This is a genomic window from Bacteroides sp. AF39-16AC, assembly GCF_003602735.1.
Lineage (GTDB): Bacteria > Bacteroidota > Bacteroidia > Bacteroidales > Bacteroidaceae > Bacteroides > Bacteroides uniformis.
In genome coordinates, this window is record NZ_QTLN01000002.1 from 1 (window position 1) to 22949 (window position 22949).

The window sequence follows — 22949 nt, forward strand, 5'->3', positions numbered from 1 at the left end:
GTGGTACACGTTTCAAATGCTACCCGGGTCCCTTTTCAAGTGTTAGCTACACCGCCTGAGTGGGTATTATAATAAAATATGCAGTATATGTATAATAAACTTGCCTCCGGTTAACTCACAAGGTGTTATTTTGCAATATTTTTCACCTGTATCCTTGACATATGGATTCTTTATTGGCTTTGACGAAATTTTAAAGGAGAGCTTATGCAGCATCTCCTTTATCTTTCCAATCAGTCAGTACATTCTCAAGTCCAGCACTTGGCATTGGATTTGACTACCACTTTGGTAAATTTCTGAAGTTCGGTTATCAATGCCTGCACTTCATTCCTTGTCGGTTCGGGAAGGGTAATGTCCTGTCGTGAGTTCCTGCCGATATTGACTTGTACAGGAGAACACATGCTGACAAGTTCAACCATTTCGGGCAAGTCGAATTTTATCAGAGGTTCACAGGTCACATAGGTTCTCATTCCAAGGCTCGCCAGTTTTTGCATGGCTTTGGCACGTTTCCGGGTACCTGGAGCATTCCTTACGATGTCCGGATAAAAGACATTGGTTTCAATGGTCGTGCACAAAACCGATTTCTTCATTACCGGATGCCCTATGAACTCCAAGAAACGTATGGGGTCCTTGGATTGGAAAAGATAGTTATTATCAAACTTGTCACAATAATCCAGAACCCGGGCAATCCAGTCCGAAGGTACGTCGAAAGCCCATGCGTCCGTTCCGCTACCAACGAAAATAAAATTGCCGTTACCCAGGTTTACTTCCAGTTCCTTGGGGTCAAACCGTATAGGAAGCAGACCATCGAATTTTTTCATGTAACAATAGGGGCAGTCATGAAAACATATTCCTTTTATTGCATTCCACGTGTGGGTAACAAAAGGATACATGTTACCCCGGCTTTTTGTCAGTGCCATAATTGTTTTTTTAAAGGGGTGATTAAATCAGTGTATTGTAAATATCAATGTTCCGAAGTTCTTCTCTTCGGTCTTATAGGCGTTGCCCACATGGCTTCTGATTTCCTTTTCATCCATTGTGTCATCTTCCCAGCCATCAATGAAATACTCAGTAGCCAATTCCTCGTCAACACCCCATTTGCACATCCAGCAGGCTAACCTGAAGATGCAGTTTCCCCTGTTGCCTTTTTTCCAATATTCAGGATTGTTCCTTTTCCAGTGGGAGTTCATGATGCTGATGATGCTTTTGTCCGACACTGTTCTTGTCCCGGATGATTGTGGCATCTGTACCTGTGGCTTTATGGTGGGGACATAAGGGTACGGTTCAGGATTTGGATTGGTCCAGATGTCAGGATCGTAACTCAGATAATTTCTGCGTGCCAGGTCTTTACAGCTTGCATCATTTCTGTTTGCCACATAGAATTTATCCAGTAGCTGTCCATACAAATCTTCATGTCTGGCCGGATCTGTATTGTCATGCAAAACCAGAGCCTTCAGTCCATTTCCACTGGGTGTAACAAAAACACTCAGGACACATTCGGTTATCATCAGCTTGTTCCGTAACCGGATCATTTCATCCGGTGTTGCTATATGGTCAAAATCCAATGCCGTCACACGCGAGTATTCAATCAGCCCCGCACCGTTAAGTTCCCTGAATGTACCGTTATAGGCAACAGCGGGCAGGAGTCTGGCTTTCCATTTCCGCATGTCACCTGGAGCTACACTTCTGATATGCTCTATTGCCTGCTTCAATGTATAGTCTCCAAACTCATTGTCATGCAATTGCATGTCTCCCGTGCGAATCATCTGTATAACATCTCCTAACTCAGGATAAGCCAGGTTGTACTTTGTCCAATTAATCTTTTCTGTCAATGTCGTTTTCATATTCTTTACCATAGACTTTATTGCTTTTTTATCCATCTGAGATTATCAGCCGCATTGTTGGACATGTCGCCGTCAATATGCTCCACTTCCGTATAGGCCTTCGGATCAGGATTGACCAGGAATGTCTCAGCAACGAGGAGATCGACATAAGCCTTCTCCCCGCCGATGATGATGTACTGTCTGCCGTTTGCCTCCCCGAATACCGGTACATTGCCTCCATTTGCGGATGATGGCATTGCCAGACCGGTACGGGAACCTCCTTTTTCAAGGCTTTTTCTGACATCCGACCATAACCTGTATTTCCTGATGTCCCTCATGCCCCGTGAATACAGACCTTCATACAGGTCACAGAGGAAGTCCACACTGTCATATATCCCCAGTTCATAGGCCTTCTCGAACCATCCTGTCGCTTCCTTGTACATTACGGGAGTCCCAAACAGCCCTTTGAGGCGTATATGCCCCATTGTGAAAGCCGACAGTCCGTCACCTGAATCCGCAGCCTGTCCGAGTAACCCGATACCTTTCCCTATATCCTGCGGACATCCCTGCCCTTCCAGGTATATATGGCCCAGATTGGCTTTGGCTGTGGGGAATTTATCTGCAATACTCTCTAGAAGAGCGATTGCCTTGCCGGTATCATGCTTTACAGCCATCCCTTTCAGGTAATATATGGCAACGGCGTTGATTCCATATACGAATCCCTGTGTAGCCGAACGGTCATACCATAGGAAAGCCTCGTCGGCATTTCCCTTATCCTCATAATACAGACCGGTTAGATACTGAGCCTCTGCATCACCTGCCTGGGCCTTTTCCAAAATTCTTTTTGTTTCTGTTTTCATGTTTCTTTCATTTTTGAAATTGAACATTTTTTTAAAATCACACATGTAAGGATTTCGGGGTTTTGTCAGACGGCAGTTTTTTATGTGTGTAAGTTGAAGTGGGAGAATATGCGGATGATGGTCCGATGGATTTGTCCGGCAATCGTTTCGGTATGTCAAGACTTTCCGGTAAAGTTATCAGATGAAGATGATAGCCAGAACCGAGGGAGTGAGTGTTAGTACGGTCTAGAGATTGAAAAAGATGTTCGGGCTGTAGAAATAATGATGAGGACTATATATGTTTTAAAAACAGCTGATTTTTTTTACTGACGTTTCCGCGGCCGAATAGTTTCTTTGCGGTGCCAAACGAAAAATGTACCAGGCTGATCTAACGGAGACCGAATGGCGTATATAACAAAAGTGTTAAATTTGCAGGAAGAGTAAAATATGATTTGTAATGCTGTATTTTTTAGTTAAGACTAGTTGTCAATGGCATATGCCTCTTTTCGAATTCCCAAAGTGACAGTTGTTTTATCACCACTATCGTAAATGAGGTTCTTTGTCGGAGTTGGGCTTATTGTTAGAGAAATTACGTGAAGATATACGTGTGAAACATAGCATGGGACCAATTGTAAATAGTATCGTGGACAATCAAAATGTCAAAGGGGAACAATGCTTCCTTGAACGGTGTTGACGGGAATAAAAAGCAAAAGGCATAAAACGTAATATCATAGTAGATAAAAATCTTTTTCTTTTAACTATTAGAATACGTACTTTTGATAGTGTAGTTGTCTTAATATAAGATATTGCTAACAATCATTACTAAATAATACTAAATATGAAACACTTATTCTTTGCTCTTCTGTACTTTTTCGCAACAGTGGCAACGGCCCAAACACTGAGCGAGTATCCTGATTTTGAAAGATATCAAAAGGATAATGAACGCATCATTCAAAACAAAACTTATCCGAAAGTGATTTTTATCGGAAATTCCATTACCGACGGATGGGCTAGCAAACGCCCCGTTTTTTTTACAGGTCATCAATTTTTAGGTCGTGGCATCAGCGGTCAAACCAGTCCGCAACTCCTGCTCCGCTTCCAAAAAGATGTGATTGACCTTAAACCAAAAGCTGTTGTCATCAACATCGGTACGAACGACATAGCCGAAAATACTGGTAAGTACAGCATCGAATATACGGTGAGTAACATCAAATCAATGGTAGAGTTAGCCAAATCACATAAAATCAAAGTGTATCTTTCTTCGGTTCTTCCGGTTGATGTGTATCCTTGGAGAAAAGACATTACGGATGCAGTGAAACAGATTTATGAGCTGAATGTGCGGATCCGGCAACTTGCCAAAGCAAAACATGTACACTACATTGATTACTTCAGTGAAATGAGCAAAGAGAACGGAGGCATGATTGATGAATATACGTATGATGGTGTCCACCCTACAGATAAAGGATATGAGGTTATGGAAAAAATCGTATTGTCTGCCATCAAATAGCCACAGATACAAACCGTTATTATGGACTCTCAATATTCAAATGGAATGCAAGAAAAGGGGGGGGATTCTATCAGTCATTTTAGACAAGTTTATGATGAACTGTATCCTAAATTGATGGTTCATGCATGTAAATTTGTTGATGAAGAGGTTGCTGAAGATATAGTACATGATGTATTTGTCGCTTACTGGGAACAACATCATATGATTGTTTCCAGTAGGCTGGCCGCCTTTCTATTCAAAGCCACGCAAAACAGTTGTCTAAACTATCTGAAGCACCAAAAGGTAGTGGAGAACTACCGGGAACAGTGGCAACTGGCCATTGATCGTTGTGAATATTACAACCAGAAAATTGAATCGACTGTTTCGATGTCTGAAACGAATGAGGAGTTGAACTATAAGTTGCTGGAAAATGCAATCAGGCAATTGCCTCCCAGACGTGCGGAAGCTTTAAACTTATTCTACTTCGAAGGGAAGTCACAAAAGGACATAGCCAATCAGATGCATGTGTCCTTACGTACGGTACAGACACACCTTGCCCAAGCCATCGCGGAATTGCGCAAGTCCTTGAGGCATGTCGGAATTTGGATTGCTCTAATGTTGAATTATATATTACTGTAATATGGATTTAAATGTATTAAAGCGTTTTTTAAATCATTCCGCTTCGGAGGAGGATTACAAAAAGATCAACAAATGGAGAAGGGAAGAACCTGCTAACTCGACTTTTTTGTTCTCGTTGGAGGAAATCTGGTCGAAAAAAGAAGAAGCCAACTATGCAACAAAGATACATCTGAATGCATCTTACCAAAAGATGATAGAGAAGATGATGAGTAGATCTGAATCCAAAATTAAGGAACAGGAGACATACAATACAACACAAAAAAACGATATCCATAAACCTAAATCATCACTCTTCCTAAAAATAACTGCATCAATAGCAATTGTATTGTCAGTAGGGTTGGGAACGTTATATTACATGGAGGTTACACGACCGGTTGGATTTAATACGGTAATTGTCCCCAACTCGCAGACAGCCAATTTGGTATTGGAGGATGGTACACACATCTGGTTGAACTCAGGTAGCCGGTTTACTTATCCCACCAAATTTGCTAGGGGTTACCGTACGGTCAAACTGGCAGGTGAGGCTTTGTTTCAAGTGAACCGTGATGAACACAAGCCGTTTTTGGTGGAAACGGAGAGGTTGAAAGTACGTGTACTGGGTACTACATTTAATGTGAAATCGTATTCCGGTGAGGATCCAACAGTTCTCTTAAAAGAAGGGCAGGTGGAAGTGTATACTGATAAGAATAAAAATATACGGATAAAGCCCAATCAAATGCTGACAGTCTCTCTCGAAACGGGTCTGAGTTCGATTCGTGAAATGGATGCTTCTACGGCTGGTACGTGGCGGACGGGGGAACTGATGTTCCCCGGGGAAACACTGAAGACCATTGTGTTGGAATTGAAACGGAAATTCGACAGGGAAATTGTCATTGAAGATCCTTCGCTTGAAAAAAAACGGTTCTTCTGCCACGTGCATAGGGAATCGACCTTGACGGAGGTCTTGGACCTGTTGCAGGAAAGTGGGCAATTGACGTATCTGGAAAAAGAACATATATTTATAATAAGAAAGGAGGACAATTAACAGAAAAAGAAGAAAAAGAAAAAGGATTGCAAATTGTTGCAGCAATTCACAATCCTTGTCGTCGAATAAATTAATTAAAGATTAAATCAATTACTCAGTTACAAATTTATGAAAAATCCAACCAGTTATTTCTATCTAAAAGAATGCGTAACTTTTTTTAGTAGATGGAATAGGAACTCTTGCAGTTTTGTGCTTTTGTTAACATTTTTATTCCTATTTAACGGAGTACTTGCATTGCATGCTCAAAATGTTACCATTTCACTGGATGTGAAAAACAAAAGCATCACGGAGGTGCTATCAATCATTGAAAAAAAGAACAATCTGTTTTTTACTTATGATTACAATCTGTTCAATCCCAAGCGAAAGATTTCGGTGTCTTTAAAAAATAAAAAGATTGAGGAAATCTTGAAGGTGGTTTTCAAAGGGGAAAATATCGGCTATAAAATTAAGGGAAAGAATGTGGTGTTGTATAAAATTGATTCCAAAGTGTCGAAAGGACAGCAGAGGAGTGCCAAAAGGATTTCGGGGATTATCCGAGACCTCTCTGGTGTTCCTATCATCGGCGCTTCCATTGCTGTGGAAAACGGTGCCGGTGGTACCATTTCTGATTTGAATGGTAAATTCTCTTTGAATGCGCACGAAAACGACTTGCTGACGATTTCGTACATCGGTTTCGGCAAGAAGGAACTGAGAGTGAAGAAGGATTATTACGAAATTACGCTGGAAGAGGATGCCAATCTAGTTGATGAAGTGGTAGTTGTGGGGTATGGTACGCAGAAGAGAGGTAACTTGACGGGAAGTATTGCTTCGTTAAAGACCAAGGAGATCAATACGACTGTGAGCTCCAGCCTGGCGCAATCTTTACAGGGTAAGATGCCGGGATTGCAGATAAGACAGCAGAATGGTGAGCCGGGTACTTTTAATTCTATGATTAACATCCGCGGCTATGGAGAACCTTTGTATGTCATCGATGGTATTGTACGCGATGGTAGCGTTGAATTCCAACAATTGAATCCTAGTGACATCGAAAGTGTTTCGGTGTTGAAGGACGCTTCCGCTGCAGTATATGGCATGAATGCCAGTAATGGTGTGATTGTGGTGACTACGAAGAGAGGGGAATCCCACCGTCCTCAGTTTACGTATTCGGGTAATGTGGGCTGGCAGAAGGTTACTGACCGTCCCCTCATGGCCAATGCGGCCCAATATCTGGAAATGTACGATGATGCGATTTTTTATAGAGACGGGGTGCATAGTATTACCAATGAAGAACTAAATAAGTGGAGAGCTGGCGGACCGGGTTATGAAAGCACGGACTGGTACAATGAAACCATGAAAAAAGCCAGTTTGAGACATAATCATAACTTGTCTATTGAGGGTGGCAATAAGATTATGAAATACTTCCTCAGTTTCAGCTACTATGATGAAGACGGTATTTTCAAGAGTGGGGATATGGGTTATGACCGCTATACGTTCAGAAGCAATGTTTCTGCCAAATTGAACCGTTATCTGACAACGGATGTGATGGTTTCGGGCCGTTATGGCATGAGGGATTTCCCGGGTGGTGATGGCTTTATATGGATGTACAAAGGTACCATCATCAGTCATCCGAACGAACGTCCGTATATTAACGATGACCCGGCTTATCCGGCGAATATCTACAATCAGGAAAATCCGGTGGTGATGTCACAGAAAAAGCATGCAGGGTATACGGTGGACAAGAACAAATCGCTTCAGTCGGCTGTTTCGCTGACTTATGATGCGCCTTTCTTGAAGGGACTGCAGGCGAAAGGCACCATTGCCTATGACAGCTATAGTGTATTCAATAAAAATTTATGGAAGAGTTATCGCATTTATTCGTCCGATTTGAATTATCAGTTGAAAAACAAGCCGCGTATTGCCAATAATGTGGAAGATGCAGACCGCATTGTGTTGCAGGCGCAGGTGACATTCGACAGAACCTTCCTGGACAAACATCATGTTTCGGCATTAGTTGCTTACGAACAGAAGAAATATGAGAAGAAACACTCTTACTTGAAACGTGAATATGATTTTTACACGACAGATGTGATGGATTATGCATCGGGGGTACAGACGAATAGCGGTACGGAACATGAAGAGACAACTATGGCATACATCGGTAAATTTAACTATGACTACATGGGTAAGTATTTATTTGAATATGCTTGCCGTTATGACGGCTCTTACCGTTATGCACCCGGCAAAAGATGGGCGTTCTCTCCTTCTTTATCAGCCGGCTGGAGAATCTCTGAAGAAAGCTTTATCAAAGATAATTTTTCGTTTATTGATAATTTGAAAATCCGTGGTTCTTATGGCGTCATTGGTGAAAATGTAGGAGAGCCATTCCAACACGTGATGGGTTTCACACCTAATGTGAATATTGGTTATGAGTTTGAAGATGGCAAGTTCCTGGGTACGATGGCAGCTCCGGGTGTGATCAATCGGGACTTTACGTGGGTGCGTTCGGAGATGTATAATGTGGGGGTCGAGTTTTCTGTGCTAAGAAACAAACTGAATTTTGAACTTGACTTCTATAAGAAACACAAGAGCGGAAAGTTGAAAATCAGAGAAGGCAACTTGCCGAATACGTTTGGTGGATCAATGCCGGTGGAGAATGTGGAAAGTGAACGTACACAGGGTTTTGACTTGACCATTTCTCACAAAAATCGCATCAATGATTTCTCTTACAGCGCTTCTTTCAACATGAATATTGCCAGAACCATGCATCGCACAGTGGATAAACCGGCTGCACGAAGCAGTTACGACCGTTGGAAGAATGGATATACAAACCGTTGGAATGACTTGGTTTGGGGATTCGACAAAGTCGGACAGTTCCAAAATTATGAAGAGATTTTACATGGGGCTATTCATTGCGACAATAGAGGAAATACGCAGTTGTTGCCGGGTGATTATATCTATGATGATTATAACGGTGATGGTGTGATCAATGGTTATGATACCAAACCGATATTCAGAAACAAGACACCGAAACTCTTTTATGGTTTTACGTTGAATGCACAATGGAAAAATATGGATTTGACAATGGTGTTCCAAGGTGCTGGTATGTACAACATCCGTTTCAATGAGGTATTCAGCCAAATGTTCTTCAACAATGGTAATTTACCTGCTTATTTCTTTGACAGATGGCATTTGGAGGATTCCTATGATCCTGACAACACCAATTGGGTGCCTGGTAAATGGCCTGCTAATCGTTTCTCTCAGGAAATGGGTTCTTCTTACCGCGATAGTCAGGCATGGAACATGAAAGCGTCTTATTTACGCCTGAAGAGCTTTGAAGTGGGTTATATATTGCCTAGAACATTTACTAAAAAATATGGTGTTGAAAATTTGAGACTCTATTTCAATGCATACAATCTCTTTACATTCACCGACTCGTTCTTGAAACAGTTTGACCCTGAAAAGACGGAGGGTGACTATGGTGCCGGATACAACTATCCTTTGACAAAGAGTTTTAATGTAGGCTTAAGTGTTTCATTCTAAATATTATACGTATGAAAAAGATGTTAAATTTTAAATATGTAATTGTGGGGTTCTTGCTCGTGTTATGTGGAGCTTGTTCTGATTTTCTGGATTTAGAACCAAAAAATAAAATACCGGGTGAAAGTGTCTTGTCGGATCCCAATGGTATCAAGTCGTTTCTAGCTGATCTCTATTATGGTTCACCGATTGAAGATTTTGTATATATGCCTGCTGCCGGATTTAACGCCAGAGGGAATACTGGTTCTTTGACGTTGGCGCAATATGCGCTGGAAGCCATCCATTCGGAATGGCCCAACTGGAACCAATTTGCCAATGACTGGTGGAATAAGGGGTATTTTTTGAACAGAAATATCAATCTGCTGATGACGTATATTCCCAATTTGGATATTTCGGTAGAGGAAAAGGATGCGTTGATGGGGGAAGCCCATTTCTTAAGGGCGTATACTTATTTTGGTTTGGCGAAGCGTTATGGGGGGGTATCCATCATTACGAAGTATCAGGAGTTTGAGCCGAATACGGATAACTTGAAGGTACCTCGTAGCACAGAAAAAGAAACGTGGGATTTTGTGATGGAGGAATGTGACAGGGCGATTCGTCTGTTGCCGGAAACCAGAAACAATCCGAGTGAAGAGAAGCGCAGGGCGACGAAGTGGACGGCGTATGCTCTGAAGTCAAGGGCAGCATTACATGCAGCTTCTGTAGCTAAATATTGGGACAAGGCTCCGTTGGAAGGGGAAGCGGTGGATAAGAATTTTGTTGGTTTGGACAAGTCAGATGCCAGCCGTTATTATCAGGCTTGCATAGATGCTTCTAAAGCTATCATCGCTTCCAATAGGTTTGGGTTGTATAAGGCGCATCCAGGTAGTGTGCAAGAAGCGATTGCTAACTACAGAGCGCTTTTCACAGATCCGAATGTGGCTGGTGAAGAGGCTATTTTTATCAAAGGCTATGGAGCTCCGGGTACTCGGATTGCACATGATTATGATGCCTGGAACAATCCGAATCAGAATGCGGAAGGATTCCCTCACAGAGGTAGAACCAATCCAATTCTTGAGTTGATTGACTTGTATGAGGATTATACCAATCCGGGGCATGCTGCTCCGATCATCACTACGGAAGATGGAAAGGTGAGCGATAATGAAGGCTATCGTCCGTATGTTGCTTATCGCCATTTTGATTCGCCGGAGGAAATCTTCAAGCATAAGGATGCCCGCTTTTTTGCTTGCATCACGTATCCGAACAGTGTGTGGAAAGGGAAGAAGATTGTAATCCAGGGGGGGGTGATTAAACCGAATGGTGACTTGATGAGTTCACCGGGTGCTTGTGAACATAATGGTAAGACGTATTATACATTCGGTGCTCAATTCTCGAAGGATTATTCGGGTTTTGACGGTACACCGAACTGTACGCGTACGGGGTTCTTGATGCGCAAATTCTTAAATGAGAACCTGACCGTGACCAAGGAGTTGCAGTCGACTACCGACTTTATGGATTTCAGATACGCCGAAATCTTGCTGAACTTTGCGGAAGCGGTTGTTGAAAAGGGTGAAACGGATGGTAATTTGCTGGATATGGCCAAGAAGGGACTGAATGACTTGCGTAAGAGAGCAGCTCATACTACAGAGGTTGACTTGACTCTTGATAATGTGTTGCGCGAAAGGAGAATTGAGTTGGCTTTTGAAAATAAGGGTTACTGGGATTTGATTAGACGCAGGGATTTCCATTCGGAATTCGATAACCGCCGTAAAATGGCGTTGGTGCCTATGATTGATTTACGAGGGGAAAAGCCTCAGTATATTTTTGTGCGTAAGTTTGTACCGGGTGCAAACTCTTGTACTTTCCAAACGCATCATTATTACAGACATATTCCTGGAACTTCTACCAATGGTTTAACTCAGAATCCAAAACACTAATTTAACAATAGCAACTATGAAACGTAACATTAAAAATATGGCTTTCGCTTTGCTGACATTGTTTGCAGTCACTTCCTGCGACTTGTTGGAAATAGACAACTATGATGGTCCGAATGCTACCATTGAAGGCAAAATCTTAGACATTGAAACTGGCGAACTGGTTGAACAGGATATTATTGACGGGGCACAAATCGAATTTATCGAACATGGGTTTGAGAATCCTGAAACGCAATACATGGTAATTAAGAACAATGGTACGTATCGAAACAACGTGATGTTTGCAGGTTCGTATACGATGAGTCTGATGCGTGGTAACTTTGTGTCTGTCAAAGATCAAGAAGTTGTGGTGAAAGGTAATACGGTATATGACTTCAGAGTGCAGCCTTACATCCGTATTAAAAATGCTTCCATTCAAAAAAATGGTAGCAAGGTTGTGGCTAAGTTCCGTCTAGAAAAGACGGTTGACCAAGAGGTGGCGGAAGTGGCTCTTTACGGTCACCGTGAACCGAATGTTGGCGAACCACTCAAGGAGTTTGTGGTAAAGCAAGGTGTGGATAACTCGTACCTTGGCAATGAGTTTACATTGGAATTGGACTTAAAACATGAAAATATAAAATCCGGCACGCAATATTACTTTAGAATTGGCGCAAGAATTAACATTGGCGGTGCGAAATTCAATTACGTTCCTGCAGTAAGACTAGCTTTGTAAGATGAAGAGACAATTACTCACTATAGGCTCTTTATGGGTCTGTTCTCTACTTTTTGCACATCCTTGTTCTTCGGGACAAGAAATGCAATGGATCGATCATGTTGAAATGTATACGTCTAAACGTCCACCGGTGGAAAAAAGACTTTTCCGGTCAGAAGTCGTCGAACGGGTTATTGAGGAGACGGTCACTCTACTGAAAAATGAGAAGCTCAAATGGATGTTTGCCAACTGTTTTCCCAACACATTGGACACGACGGTGTTTTATGAATCGGAACCGGAGGACGACACTTTTGTGGTAACGGGGGATATTCCGGCAATGTGGCTTAGGGATTCTTCCGCCCAGGTGTGGCCTTATCTGATGTACGCCAATGAGGACGAGCGGTTGAGGAAAATGATTCGGGGGGTGATTCTACGACAGTTCAGATTAGTTCTGCTGGATCCGTATGCGAATGCGTTCTACCGTGATCTCTCTGGAAAAGGGGAGTGGCAAAATGACAGGACACCAATGAGAGGGGGAATTCACGAAAGAAAGTGGGAAATCGACTCGCTGTGTTATGTTGTTCGTCTGGCTTATCATTATTGGAAAGTAACCGGTGATGACAGCGTTTTTACAGCGGAATGGATGCAGGTGGTTGAATCTATCCTGACAGTTTTCAAAGACCAGCAACGGAAGGAGAATCGGGGTAATTATTCGTTTTTACGTGTGACGGACCGGCAGTATGACACGTTATCCAACGATGGATATGGAAATCCGGTCCGTGCCAACGGACTGATTGCCTCTTCTTTTCGCCCTTCGGATGACGCGACTGTTTATCCGTTCCTGATTCCTTCCAACTTTTTTGCTGTGACCAGCTTGCGTCAGATGGAGGAGATCCTATTGAAGGTGAACAAAAACAAAGCAATGGCTCGTGCGTGCAATGTGTTGTATATGGAAGTGGGCGAAGCGTTGAAAAAACATGCCATACACAAGCATCCTACCTATGGAAAGATTTATGCTTTTGAAGTGGACGGATACGGCAATCAGCTCTGCATGGATGATGCTAATATTCCCAGTCTGCTGGCTTTGCCCTACATCTGCGATGTGAAGCCCTCGGATAGGATTTATCAGAATACGCGAAAATATCTGTTGAGTCTGGACAATCCGTATTTTTTCAAGGGCAAATATGCCGAAGGCATCGGTGGCCCTCACATAGGAATGGACATGGTGTGGCCCATGAGCATAATCATACGTGCCATGACGTCGGAGAACGATGAGGAAATCAAATTGTGCGTTGCCATGCTGTTGGCTACGGATGCTAATACAGGCTTTATGCATGAGTCTTTTCACAAAGATCAGCCTGAAAAGTTCACACGTTCGTGGTTTGCCTGGCAAAATTCCTTGTTTGGTGAATTGGTTCTTAAGATTATTAGAGACGGAAAGTTACATCTTTTAAATGAATTATGATGAAAAGGATTTATATTATAATACTACTCCTATACTGCTGGGTCTCGTTTTTACCGGCACAGGATATATGTTCTCCGGTACGAGAAGGTTATTTATCAATGTCTGATGAGAAGAAGAAGCTGACCGTTCTCTTGTCAGGCGCTTCTTTTGCATCCGTGGATAACGGTTGGTTTGAGTTGGGGTGTGAGGCGTTGCGTGCGAAGGGAATCAACCGGGCCATCGGAGGAGAAGCCATTGCGGATGTGGCGAACCGAATGTCACGTGGCGATTTGTATTCCCGTGAGGAATTGGACGAGGTGGATGTCTTCGTGATTATGCAGGTACACAACCGGGATGTGTATGCCCCGAATGAGCTGAAAAAGGACTATCACGAATATGCCTTGCCTTTTACCCGTGGCAACTATGCGGCCGCTTTTGATTATGTAATCAAGAAATACATATCCGATTGTTATCAACTTCAATTTGACAAAGGTTCGAAGTATTACGGTGTGAAAGGGGGGAAGCCGGCTGTGATTCTGCTTTGTACCCATTGGCACGATGCACGCGTGGTGTATAATGAATCTATCAGGAAACTCTCCGACAAATGGGGCTTTCCACTGGTAAAATTTGATGAACAGATTGGCTTTTCAAAGACCGTTGAGCATCCAGAAACACACCGACAAACGAGCACTCTCTTTGCCGATGACACAGAGTGTATTGATGGGGTTGAGTATGGATGGCATCCCAACCGGGGTAAAGACTGTTATATTCAAAACCGTATGGCTGCTGTTTTTGTAGCCCAAATACAATCCTTAGTTCTGTAAGAAAATGAAACATTTATACTTTTTGTGTGTTGTGTTTGTTTTTTTATTCGCAGGGTACGCCCTCTCTCAGGGATCGAATAAAGAACATAACTTGACTCCCGTTGACTATGTCAACCCTTATATGGGCAACATCAGCCATTTACTAGTACCCACTTATCCTACGATTCATTTGCCCAACAGCATGTTGCGTGTATATCCCGAACGGAGTGATTATACAGGTAGTCAATTACATGGATTGCCGCTCATCATTACCAGCCATCGGGGCACTTCGGCCTTTAACCTTAGTCCTTGCCAAGGAGAGCCGTTACAGCCGGTCGTAAACTATAGCTATGACCATGAGAACGTCAAGCCCTACTATTACGAAGTGTTTTTGGATGAAGAACAAATTGAGGTCAAGTATGCGCCTTCACGTCAATCGGCTTTATACCAACTCCGCTTTACCCAAACGGACAAACCGGCTTATCTCATTGTGAATTCCCGGCACGGAAAAGTTCAGGTAGCGGAAAACCATATCAGTGGTTACCAGCATTTGGATAACAACACTCGAGTCTATCTGTATTTGGAAACTGAGCAGATGCCAGTACAATCAGACATGCTGGTGGATGGGAAATTGAGCCGTACGACGACTGCAGAAGGTCACAATGCGTGTGCGGTGTTGGCCTTTGCAAAACAAACTGAGTATGTGCGTGTAAGATACGGTATTTCATTTATCAGTGAAGAACAAGCTCGCAAAAACATGGAACGTGAATTGTCCGGTTATGATGTGGTGGCACTGGCTGATAAAGGGCGGAATATCTGGAATGCTTCCTTGGGCAAGATAGACGTTAAGGGAGGAGATACTGACAGTAAGCGGGTATTTTATACTTCTTTGTACAGGGTATTTGAACGCCCAGTCTGTATCAGCGAAGACGGGCGCTATTTCAGCGCGTTCGATCATCGGGTACATAATGATTATGGTTTGCCTTTCTATACAGATGATTGGATATGGGACACATATCGTGCAGCCCATCCATTACGTGTACTTATCGATCAAAATACGGAGTTGGACATCATTCGGTCCTATTTGCGTATGGCAGAACAGATGGGAACGATGTGGATGCCTACTTTCCCGGAAATTACAGGAGATTCTCGACGAATGAATTCTAATCATGGAGTGGCTACGATTGCAGATGCGGCTGCCAAAGGAATCAAGTTTGATTTAACCAAAGCATACAATGTGTGCAAACGTGCTATTGAAGAGAAGACATTGGCTCCTTGGTCAGCAGCAACCTGTGGCTGGATTGATCTGTTTTATAAAGAAAAGGGGTATATCCCTGCTTTGCAGCCTGATGAAAAGGAAACTGATCCGAATGTACATTCCTTCGAAAAACGTCAATCTGTAGCCGTGACACTCGGAACGGCGTATGACGAATGGTGTCTGTCACGCATCGCTGAAATGCTAAATAAGGATGAAGAAGCTGCCTACTATCGTTGTCGTTCGTTTAATTATCGCCATATTTACAACAAGGAAACGTGCTTTTTCCATCCAAAGGATAAAAATGGCAAGTGGATTAGCCCATTTGATTACCGCTTTTCTGGTGGTCAGGGTGCCCGTGAGTATTATGGAGAAAATAATGGTTGGGTGTATCGTTGGGATGTGCCGCATAATATTGCCGACCTTATTGAACTGATGAATGGCAAGGAACAGTTTGTTGCCAATTTGGATCAGATGTTCAATGAGTCTTTGGGAAAAAGTAAATTTGATTTCTATTCTCAATTACCCGATCATACTGGCAATGTGGGACAATTCTCCATGGCGAATGAGCCGTCTCTGCATATTCCTTATCTTTATTGTTATGCTGGTCAGCCTTGGAAAACTCAGAAGCGTATCCGCCAGTTGTTAAAGATGTGGTTTCGCAATGATTTGATGGGCATTCCTGGGGATGAAGATGGAGGGGGCATGTCAGCCTTTGTTGTCTTTTCTTCTCTCGGTTTTTATCCTGTCACTCCGGGACTGCCTATTTATACCATTGGCAGTCCGATGTTCAGTGAGGTCCGTATCAAGTTACATAACAACAAGTTTTTCACAATTATAGCAGAGGGGGTGTCAGATGAAAATAAATACATCCAGTCGGCCACTCTCAATGGCAAAGAATTGAATCATGCCTGGTTTGCACATGAGGATTTGATAAATGAAGGTGTATTGATCTTGAAAATGGGAAACAGACAAAATAAGATGTGGGGTATCGATTGTCCACCACCCTCTCATGGGCTGAAATAAAGAAGTTGTAAATTATATCAACGACTATCCCAGTTCTGATTTTAATTTTACTATTGGTCAAGGTTGGGTTTATGTTTATTTATGACTGATTCCAATCAAGATTTATACATAGTGGTATGAGTTTGGGTTAAGAATATATGGGTATAAGCCAATAAAATTTTGGTAACCATGTCATATTACGGATATTCCCAAACTTTTCATTACTCTTTTTTTGCTCTCTGTAATACGTAACATGAGAGGGTGCTCTCCGTTTGATAACACTTTACTCTTAAAACAAATCACTGAAACCTTGATACTCATTGCTTTAAAGGTTGTGCAGCGGTTTACACTATGGTTTACACTAACCTTGATTTTGTCCCATTTCTACTGCTAAAATCAGGAAATGTATAAAAAGAAAAAGTGCCGATAATCATTGGATTACCAGCACTTTACTCAGTCGGGATGACAAGATTCGAACTTGCGACCACACGCCCCCCAGGGGCTTATTTTATGATACATGTATTTTGTATTTGTTTGATTTTCAGCATGGTTTTTATTGATAATCAACTATTTAATTTCTATAAATTTTCTTCTGTTTTGATGGTTTTTGCTCAAAATGTTGTAGATTTGTTGTAGGAAAATAAATATAACACCTATATCTATGGCAACATATAAGTTTATTCTGTTTGCGGGTAATGAACGTAAAGATGGCAGTTTTCCGGTTTCTATTAGAATTACTAAAGAAAGAAAAAGTAAGTTAATACGAACTGGATTGGTTTCAACAAAAGAGCAGTGGAATGAATCTGATGGTCGATTTGTTTCTGATAAGAAAATTGTACCTAAATTTAAAATATGGAATGCAAGATTATCTGAAATAGAAACCCAGATTAATGAAATATTTCGCAACTTTGAAATAGAAAGGGTTGATTGGACTTTAAATCAGTTTGAAGAAGCATTTTTGAATAAGGCCTCAAAAGGTAAAGTAAAGGATTATTTCAATAAGACAATAACTACGTTAAAGGATACTGGTCATGTAGGAAATTCAGTTTGTTATAGTCGTACTTTACATATGCTTGAATTGTTTGATAGTAAGTTTGATAAGAAAGTGTTTTCTGAAATAGACATTAAATATGTAAAGGCTTTCGATGTATTTCTTCAGAAACGAGAGTGTAAAGGAAATACCCGGAAATATTATTTCAAAGCTCTGCGTGCAATTTTAAATAAGGCTATACAAGATCAGGAGGCTTCTGAAGTCACCTATCCTTTTGGAAAAGGAGGTTTTAATATCTCTGCCTTGGAAGAAGAAACAGCAAAGCGCTATTTGCCACATGAAGATATGGATAAACTGAAACATACTGCTGTTAAAAGTCATGCTCAAGAACTTGCAAGACGTTTGTTCCTATTTTCTTATTATTGTTATGGAATATCGTTTATTGACGCTGCACTGTTGACTAAAAACAATATAATCCGTTATAATGGTGGAAGCTATATTGTTTATAAACGAAATAAGACAAAAGAAGCAAAGAAAGTAAAACCTATTCAGATTAAGATAACTTCTGAAATTCAGGAATTGATGGACTGGTTTGCTTCTAATACAATTTTGGTAGAAGATTATTTATTACCAATCGTTTCTATTCCAGGATATAAAGGAGAACAATTATATAATCATATTCGTAGCCGTTTTGGACGTAATAACAAGAATTTGGCTAATTTAGCGCAGACTTTAGGGATTACGGACATGAAGCTGACCAGTTATGTGAGCCGTCATACAATGGCTATGACTTTACAGGACAATCAAGTACCACGTGAAGTTATCTCACAGATATTGGGTCATAGTGATTTGTCAACGACCAATACTTATTTGGATAGCTTTGCCAGTAGCGTAATAGACGAAGCGGTAAAAGTATTATAAAGGAAACGGTATGTTATCAACAAATAAAATAAAAGACTTGCTTTTGCATGGCGAGAATAGACAAGTAGAATTTAAGAAATGCACGGATAAGGTTTCGGCTTCCGTGTATGAAACGGTATGTTCTTTTCTGAATGCAGAGGGAGGATATATCTTTTTAGGAGTGGATGATGATGGGGCTATATTAGGAATTAACCCTAAATGCGTAACAGATATGACCAAAAGTATTATCAATACACTGAATAATCCTGAACTGTTTCTTCCTCCAATGCCAATCACGCCGGAGCAGACAGAGATTGACGGTAAGATTATCCTGTATCTGAGTGTGCCGGAGAGTGAACAGGTACATAGATATAAGAACCGTTTTTATGACCGTTGGGGTGATGCAGACAATGATGTGTCAAAGCATACTTATCTGGTTAAGAACATGTTCATGCGAAAAGAAAAGGAGTCTTCCGAGAATGAAGTATTTCCCGATGTAACATTGGCAGATATGGATGAAGAATCGTTCAAGATTATGCGTAGCCACATTTCTATTCATAACTCCAATCATCCGTGGTTGAGCATGACAAATGAAGAATTCCTGAAAAGCCTGTTCTGGGGTAAGCAACGGGGAACAAATAGGGAAGGATATAAGTTGGCTGCCATTCTTTTATTTGGCAAGGAACAGACTATTCTGAACTGTTGTCCGTGGCATCGTACGGATGCCATTTATCGTAGCGTGTCTTACGAGCGTTTCTTGCATCCGCTTCCGACTGACCCTGATATTCGTTACAATGACCGGGATATGATATGCGTAAATTTGATTCAGTCATATATCCGTTTGTTGAATTTCGTGCAACGCAACATGCCTGATAAGTTTCGTTTGGCGGATAATGGAATAGACCGTTTGGACTTACGGGTAATGATATTCAGAGAAATAATCTCGAATACACTTCTGCATCGTGAGTATATCAGTTCATATAGCAATAAGTTCCTCATATTCCGTGACCGGGTTATAACGGAGAATTGGACGAAACCTTTCCAAACAGGGGATATAGATATAAATGACTGGCGTACCCGTACAAAGAATCCGCTAATAACAAAGGTATTCCGTGAAATGAAATGGGCTGAGGAGCTTGGATCTGGACAGAAAAATATTCGGAAATATGCTCCGTTGTACTTTGAAAACTCTGAGATAGAGATTCATAGTGGAGAGGAGTTTGTCTTTTCTATTACTTATCGCGACCCTAAAGAGTTTGAGTTTATGGAAAATATACCGACAAGTCACCGACAAGTCGGCACTAAGTCGGCACTAAGTTGGCAGCAAGTCGGCACTAAGTTGGCATTAAGTCAAAAGGAGATAAAAACTATATTGGAAACATGCTTGCTCGAAAATCCTTTAACTCAGATTATTGCTTTATTCAATTTTAGTGATAGAACAAAGTTTAAGAGGAAATATATAAACCCTCTGATTGAGGAAGGATTGTTGGCAATGACTGTTCCTGATAAGCCTAACAGCCGTTTGCAGAAATATTATACCACTGAAAAAGGGAAATCACTACTATGCCAAGACGGAAGCAATTAATATTCAAGATTCAGGATTTGAAGTGTGCAGTTCATATCATAGAGGAGTTATCCAAGCTGCCTCAATTGAATAATTTTGATATGAAGTCTATAGAATTGACGATTAAAGAAAATAAACCGGCTCCACAAATTTTAAAAAAGGATATAGATACACTTGTTGACCGTCTACAGCGTGGATTTTCTGCAAATAAGCATAAATTGACACAGTTGAACGGTTATTATTTGATAACAAATATTCATCTTTCAAAATGGATGAAAGTTACTCCTGCAACTGTGAACAAGTGGCTAAAGGATGGTCTGATAAAATATAGTGAGAAATCATATGATAATCTTAAGTTTTTTGATGTAAATGAGGTTATTTCTCAACTTAGAAAACAAAAGCAATAATTTTTTATCATCTATATAATAGTTGCAATTTGATGCCATTTTAAGGACTTTTGATGACAGCTCCTTGAAATGGCATTTTCATTTGTCTTTAAATGACGGTTTTTGTCATTAAATGTCATAGCTTGTATATATGTTTTCCTGTTTGAATACTATTTGTTTTTATAATTTCTTTGTCTTGAAACCTCTGAAGTAATAGGGGTAAAATCGAGTAGTTAATCCGCAAAATGTTTGATTATGGCAGGTATTATAGTTGCAACAGAAGAACAAATTGAAGAAATCGTATTCAGAGCTATTTCAAAATATTATTCAGGGAATAATAAAGAAACAATTTCATCTGGATTACCTGATACTTTGAATTTATCTAGTGCATTGAAGGTATTGGATGAGCATGGATTTCCTACTTCTAAAGCTAAGCTGTATAAAATGACTTCACTCGGACAGATTCCTTTCATGAAGTATGGAAACAAACTGGTTTTTTCTCGTAAATCTCTTGTAGAATGGGCACATGAACAGTTAGTGTCTGGTAGTACAGATAAAGTATAATCTGGTATAAGTATTCATATGGAAACATATTATCATATAGTATCGGATATCAATGTTGTTAACCTGTTATCAATTCTGCATTTCAAAGTTTACACTTCCGGTTTACACTAATATGAAATAGATAAAATTTATATACTTGATTATCAGGATGTAATGTATTTTTAGACATTATCTGAAATTAAGGCATACTATTTTCACTACTATAAGTATATACTCTTAGAGTGCGCACAACGGGAGTATCGATTTATTCACTTAAACATTGGAATTATGTCATATATAGATAATGAGATACTCGAAAGACTGATAGGTACAATGGTAGAGGGATTTGCCCGCATTGAAAAGAAACTGGACCAGATGAACCGTCTGAAAGAATGTATGAACGGAGACAGGCTGCTTGATAATGTGGATCTGGCAGAACTCCTTGGTGTGTCACAAAGAACCTTGGCACGTTACAGGCAAGAGGGCAAGATTAAATATTACTCGGTGGAAAAGAATGGGAAATCATTCTATCTTGCCTCAGAGATACAGAGTTTCCTGCTTCAGCGTGGTAAGAACGTAGTAAATAGTAAATAGCAAATAGACTAAGTGACCGTATTCTGATGGAAAGATGATACGGTCACTTATGCATTATACCGGGATTGCGGTCACTTTCAATGTCTCCAGATTGACATAGGCACCGCGATACAGTGTCTTTCCTTCCTTGAACATTCTCCATAATATGTCACATCCGATATGTGCCAGTGTGGAGTTAATGAACAAATCCTGTTTTTCCAGTGCTTCCGCCAGTGAACAGCTCGGCCCCGATTCCTTTTCCTTGATTTTTGCATAGTCCACTTCCTCGGTGATGACATTCATTTTAGGCATGGGAATATATTCCTGTGAAGAAGGTTGGAGAACTTTCTCACGTACCGTCCCGATGATGACCTGTCCTTTTGTCTGGCTGTTCCCGAAATCCATCCAGTATATGGGAGCCGAATGGTCACTGAAGTTTTCTTTGCGTACTTTTTTTAGGAACTTCCAGAGTTCAAGACGTGAACGTACATTGTCCGTACAGGTTATAATGATATTGGCTGTGCTATTTCCTGAAAAATTTCTGATGGGAAAACATTGCGGTTCCGCAGTCCAGGCATATCCAAAGAAACAATTGATGCGTGTGACAAGTGATACGGCCTTGTTCAGTCCCAGTTCCGCTTCACTGAAAAGCTGACGTCCTATATTAGCCTGGCTTACTGTGTCGGGATCGAATACGGTGACATGCAGTCCCGGATGACCCAATGCCTGAAGCGCCATGCTCATGCGTGCCAGATTGGTTATCACTTGTGAACCGGTACCTCCGGCTCCGATGACAAACACCGTTACCGGATGACGCGGATTGAGCAGGTAGCGGTCGGTAAAATGTATCTTTTTCATGGAAGTATGTCTTTAAGTTGTTTATTCATTGGTTTGAGTTCGTTCATGTCAAACGGGTTGTTTCTCGCATTCTCTGTGACTGTAACAAGATTGGAAACGGTCGGATTCGTTGTCCCTCCCAGATGGGAGAATTCGGTCAGCCAGAACCGTTTTTCCCAGTATTCAAGCAGAGAAAGAAAAGTGGGGTTTTGCGGCTTTTCCAATGAACTGCTGCCAAGGCAGACACTTGATTCGGTCACGTTGAAGAACGGGGCACGGAACAGCGGTGTCGTTTCCACCGGACGTTTCCCTTTGAAGGCAAACACATCCATGTTTCCACATTTTACGCGATAGACAACCCCCGGCAGATTGAAGGCACCGTCCTGTATATTGAGGTTTTTGTGAAAGAACATTTGTCTTTTTCCGGGTGGATTGTACCATACATATTCTTCCTGTCCTTTCCTCGGATTGCAGGCCAGCATGTTTTCGGGGACTCTGCCTGCCGGTATTCCGCTCATTTCCTCCGTATAGGATTCCAGCAGGGTATTCATGAATTCGTATGTGACGGGAATACCTGCCCCCATCTGTCCGCTTTTTCCGATGGCACGCAATTCTATGAAGTACCTGGTGTCAGAATTTCTTCTGTCTTCATACTTGTAGGCTATGATGGCCGCCTTCGGCACCATCATCTTCTGTATATCTTTGGTGAGTTCATTCATG

At 41.3% G+C, this 22949-nt stretch carries 19 protein-coding genes and 1 pseudogene; 14 read left to right on the plus strand and 6 right to left on the minus strand.

The window, feature by feature from the left end:
- Nucleotides 1-245: 245 nt before the first annotated feature.
- From DW039_RS02060 to DW039_RS02070, 3 genes are read right to left on the minus strand one after another with little or no spacing between them, the layout of a single operon-like run.
- Complete coding sequence (locus DW039_RS02060; RefSeq protein ID WP_008665713.1) at nucleotides 246-917, minus strand: hypothetical protein; 672 nt, start codon at nucleotides 915-917, stop codon at nucleotides 246-248.
- A gap of 27 nt (nucleotides 918-944) precedes the next feature.
- Complete coding sequence (locus DW039_RS02065; protein ID WP_227238988.1) at nucleotides 945-1841, minus strand: BT4734/BF3469 family protein; 897 nt, start codon at nucleotides 1839-1841, stop codon at nucleotides 945-947.
- A 17-nt stretch (nucleotides 1842-1858) separates the two neighbouring features.
- Nucleotides 1859-2680, minus strand: coding sequence for an SEL1-like repeat protein (locus DW039_RS02070; RefSeq protein ID WP_016274150.1), 822 nt, complete (start codon nucleotides 2678-2680; stop codon nucleotides 1859-1861).
- An 817-nt stretch (nucleotides 2681-3497) separates the two neighbouring features.
- On the opposite strand from DW039_RS02070, the gene DW039_RS02075 reads away from it, so the two are divergent.
- The 9 genes from DW039_RS02075 (at nucleotide 3498) to DW039_RS02115 (ending at nucleotide 16456) form a co-directional block, all read left to right on the plus strand.
- The gene (locus DW039_RS02075) at nucleotides 3498-4166 is read left to right on the plus strand and encodes a GDSL-type esterase/lipase family protein (protein ID WP_005824132.1); all 669 of its coding nucleotides are present in this window, start codon (nucleotides 3498-3500) and stop codon (nucleotides 4164-4166) included.
- A gap of 45 nt (nucleotides 4167-4211) precedes the next feature.
- Complete coding sequence (locus tag DW039_RS02080) at nucleotides 4212-4784, plus strand: RNA polymerase sigma-70 factor (protein WP_227238991.1); 573 nt, start codon at nucleotides 4212-4214, stop codon at nucleotides 4782-4784.
- A 355-nt stretch (nucleotides 4785-5139) separates the two neighbouring features.
- On the plus strand, nucleotides 5140-5808 hold the full coding sequence (locus tag DW039_RS02085) for a FecR family protein (protein WP_229031936.1): 669 nt from the start codon (nucleotides 5140-5142) through the stop codon (nucleotides 5806-5808).
- Nucleotides 5809-6075: 267 nt separating this feature from the next.
- Nucleotides 6076-9327 carry a TonB-dependent receptor gene (locus DW039_RS02090; RefSeq protein WP_227238993.1) on the plus strand — a complete coding sequence of 1084 codons (3252 nt, stop codon included), beginning with the start codon at nucleotides 6076-6078 and terminating at the stop codon, nucleotides 9325-9327.
- 11 nt (nucleotides 9328-9338) lie between these two features.
- Nucleotides 9339-11240 (plus strand): RagB/SusD family nutrient uptake outer membrane protein, encoded by a 1902-nt coding sequence (locus DW039_RS02095; RefSeq protein ID WP_005824124.1) that lies wholly within the window; start codon nucleotides 9339-9341, stop codon nucleotides 11238-11240.
- Between the two features lie 16 nt (nucleotides 11241-11256).
- On the plus strand, nucleotides 11257-11949 hold the full coding sequence (locus DW039_RS02100; protein ID WP_005824122.1) for a DUF3823 domain-containing protein: 693 nt from the start codon (nucleotides 11257-11259) through the stop codon (nucleotides 11947-11949).
- 1 nt (nucleotide 11950) lies between these two features.
- The gene (locus tag DW039_RS02105; protein WP_008665704.1) at nucleotides 11951-13393 is read left to right on the plus strand and encodes a glycoside hydrolase family 125 protein; all 1443 of its coding nucleotides are present in this window, start codon (nucleotides 11951-11953) and stop codon (nucleotides 13391-13393) included.
- Nucleotides 13390-14196 carry a DUF5040 domain-containing protein gene (locus tag DW039_RS02110; RefSeq protein ID WP_005824118.1) on the plus strand — a complete coding sequence of 269 codons (807 nt, stop codon included), beginning with the start codon at nucleotides 13390-13392 and terminating at the stop codon, nucleotides 14194-14196. The genes DW039_RS02105 and DW039_RS02110 overlap by 4 nt, the downstream gene beginning before the upstream one ends.
- A gap of 4 nt (nucleotides 14197-14200) precedes the next feature.
- A complete protein-coding gene (locus DW039_RS02115) occupies nucleotides 14201-16456 on the plus strand; it encodes a GH92 family glycosyl hydrolase (RefSeq protein ID WP_005824115.1) in 2256 nt (751 codons plus the stop codon).
- A 177-nt stretch (nucleotides 16457-16633) separates the two neighbouring features.
- On the opposite strand, the pseudogene DW039_RS02120 reads toward DW039_RS02115, so the two are convergent.
- Nucleotides 16634-16756: pseudogene (locus tag DW039_RS02120) on the minus strand (Arm DNA-binding domain-containing protein); the annotation flags it as partial.
- 340 nt (nucleotides 16757-17096) lie between these two features.
- Between DW039_RS02120 and DW039_RS02125 the strand changes: the two are divergent.
- The 5 genes from DW039_RS02125 to DW039_RS02145 all read left to right on the plus strand — a co-directional run bounded on the left by DW039_RS02125 (nucleotide 17097) and on the right by DW039_RS02145 (nucleotide 21413).
- The gene (locus tag DW039_RS02125; RefSeq protein WP_087247537.1) at nucleotides 17097-18347 is read left to right on the plus strand and encodes a site-specific integrase; all 1251 of its coding nucleotides are present in this window, start codon (nucleotides 17097-17099) and stop codon (nucleotides 18345-18347) included.
- A gap of 10 nt (nucleotides 18348-18357) precedes the next feature.
- Nucleotides 18358-19911, plus strand: a complete 1554-nt coding sequence (locus tag DW039_RS02130) for an RNA-binding domain-containing protein (protein WP_087247538.1) — start codon at nucleotides 18358-18360, stop codon at nucleotides 19909-19911.
- 80 nt (nucleotides 19912-19991) lie between these two features.
- Nucleotides 19992-20297, plus strand: coding sequence for a hypothetical protein (locus DW039_RS02135; protein WP_133302531.1), 306 nt, complete (start codon nucleotides 19992-19994; stop codon nucleotides 20295-20297).
- 234 nt (nucleotides 20298-20531) lie between these two features.
- Nucleotides 20532-20840 carry a helix-turn-helix domain-containing protein gene (locus tag DW039_RS02140; RefSeq protein WP_117902171.1) on the plus strand — a complete coding sequence of 103 codons (309 nt, stop codon included), beginning with the start codon at nucleotides 20532-20534 and terminating at the stop codon, nucleotides 20838-20840.
- A gap of 267 nt (nucleotides 20841-21107) precedes the next feature.
- Nucleotides 21108-21413 carry an AlpA family transcriptional regulator gene (locus DW039_RS02145; protein ID WP_087247544.1) on the plus strand — a complete coding sequence of 102 codons (306 nt, stop codon included), beginning with the start codon at nucleotides 21108-21110 and terminating at the stop codon, nucleotides 21411-21413.
- Nucleotides 21414-21467: 54 nt separating this feature from the next.
- Here the strand turns inward: DW039_RS02145 and DW039_RS02150 are convergent, their stop codons facing one another.
- Nucleotides 21468-22250, minus strand: a complete 783-nt coding sequence (locus DW039_RS02150; protein ID WP_120381625.1) for a PRTRC system ThiF family protein — start codon at nucleotides 22248-22250, stop codon at nucleotides 21468-21470.
- On the minus strand, nucleotides 22247-22948 hold the full coding sequence (locus DW039_RS02155; RefSeq protein ID WP_120381626.1) for a prokaryotic E2 ligase family D protein: 702 nt from the start codon (nucleotides 22946-22948) through the stop codon (nucleotides 22247-22249). The genes DW039_RS02150 and DW039_RS02155 overlap by 4 nt, the downstream gene beginning before the upstream one ends.
- Between the last annotated feature and the right edge of the window lies 1 nt (nucleotide 22949).

Coding starts and splice junctions, on each gene's coding strand:
- DW039_RS02060 (WP_008665713.1), bottom strand. CDS start 917: ATGGCACTGACAAAAAGCCGGGGTAACATGTATCCTTTTGTTACCCAC.
- DW039_RS02065 (WP_227238988.1), bottom strand. CDS start 1,841: ATGAAAACGACATTGACAGAAAAGATTAATTGGACAAAGTACAACCTG.
- DW039_RS02070 (WP_016274150.1), bottom strand. CDS start 2,680: ATGAAAACAGAAACAAAAAGAATTTTGGAAAAGGCCCAGGCAGGTGAT.
- DW039_RS02075 (WP_005824132.1), top strand. CDS start 3,498: ATGAAACACTTATTCTTTGCTCTTCTGTACTTTTTCGCAACAGTGGCA.
- DW039_RS02080 (WP_227238991.1), top strand. CDS start 4,212: ATGCAAGAAAAGGGGGGGGATTCTATCAGTCATTTTAGACAAGTTTAT.
- DW039_RS02085 (WP_229031936.1), top strand. CDS start 5,140: ATGGAGGTTACACGACCGGTTGGATTTAATACGGTAATTGTCCCCAAC.
- DW039_RS02095 (WP_005824124.1), top strand. CDS start 9,339: ATGAAAAAGATGTTAAATTTTAAATATGTAATTGTGGGGTTCTTGCTC.
- DW039_RS02100 (WP_005824122.1), top strand. CDS start 11,257: ATGAAACGTAACATTAAAAATATGGCTTTCGCTTTGCTGACATTGTTT.
- DW039_RS02105 (WP_008665704.1), top strand. CDS start 11,951: ATGAAGAGACAATTACTCACTATAGGCTCTTTATGGGTCTGTTCTCTA.
- DW039_RS02110 (WP_005824118.1), top strand. CDS start 13,390: ATGATGAAAAGGATTTATATTATAATACTACTCCTATACTGCTGGGTC.
- DW039_RS02115 (WP_005824115.1), top strand. CDS start 14,201: ATGAAACATTTATACTTTTTGTGTGTTGTGTTTGTTTTTTTATTCGCA.
- DW039_RS02125 (WP_087247537.1), top strand. CDS start 17,097: ATGGCAACATATAAGTTTATTCTGTTTGCGGGTAATGAACGTAAAGAT.
- DW039_RS02130 (WP_087247538.1), top strand. CDS start 18,358: ATGTTATCAACAAATAAAATAAAAGACTTGCTTTTGCATGGCGAGAAT.
- DW039_RS02135 (WP_133302531.1), top strand. CDS start 19,992: ATGAAGTCTATAGAATTGACGATTAAAGAAAATAAACCGGCTCCACAA.
- DW039_RS02140 (WP_117902171.1), top strand. CDS start 20,532: ATGGCAGGTATTATAGTTGCAACAGAAGAACAAATTGAAGAAATCGTA.
- DW039_RS02145 (WP_087247544.1), top strand. CDS start 21,108: ATGTCATATATAGATAATGAGATACTCGAAAGACTGATAGGTACAATG.
- DW039_RS02150 (WP_120381625.1), bottom strand. CDS start 22,250: ATGAAAAAGATACATTTTACCGACCGCTACCTGCTCAATCCGCGTCAT.
- DW039_RS02155 (WP_120381626.1), bottom strand. CDS start 22,948: ATGAATGAACTCACCAAAGATATACAGAAGATGATGGTGCCGAAGGCG.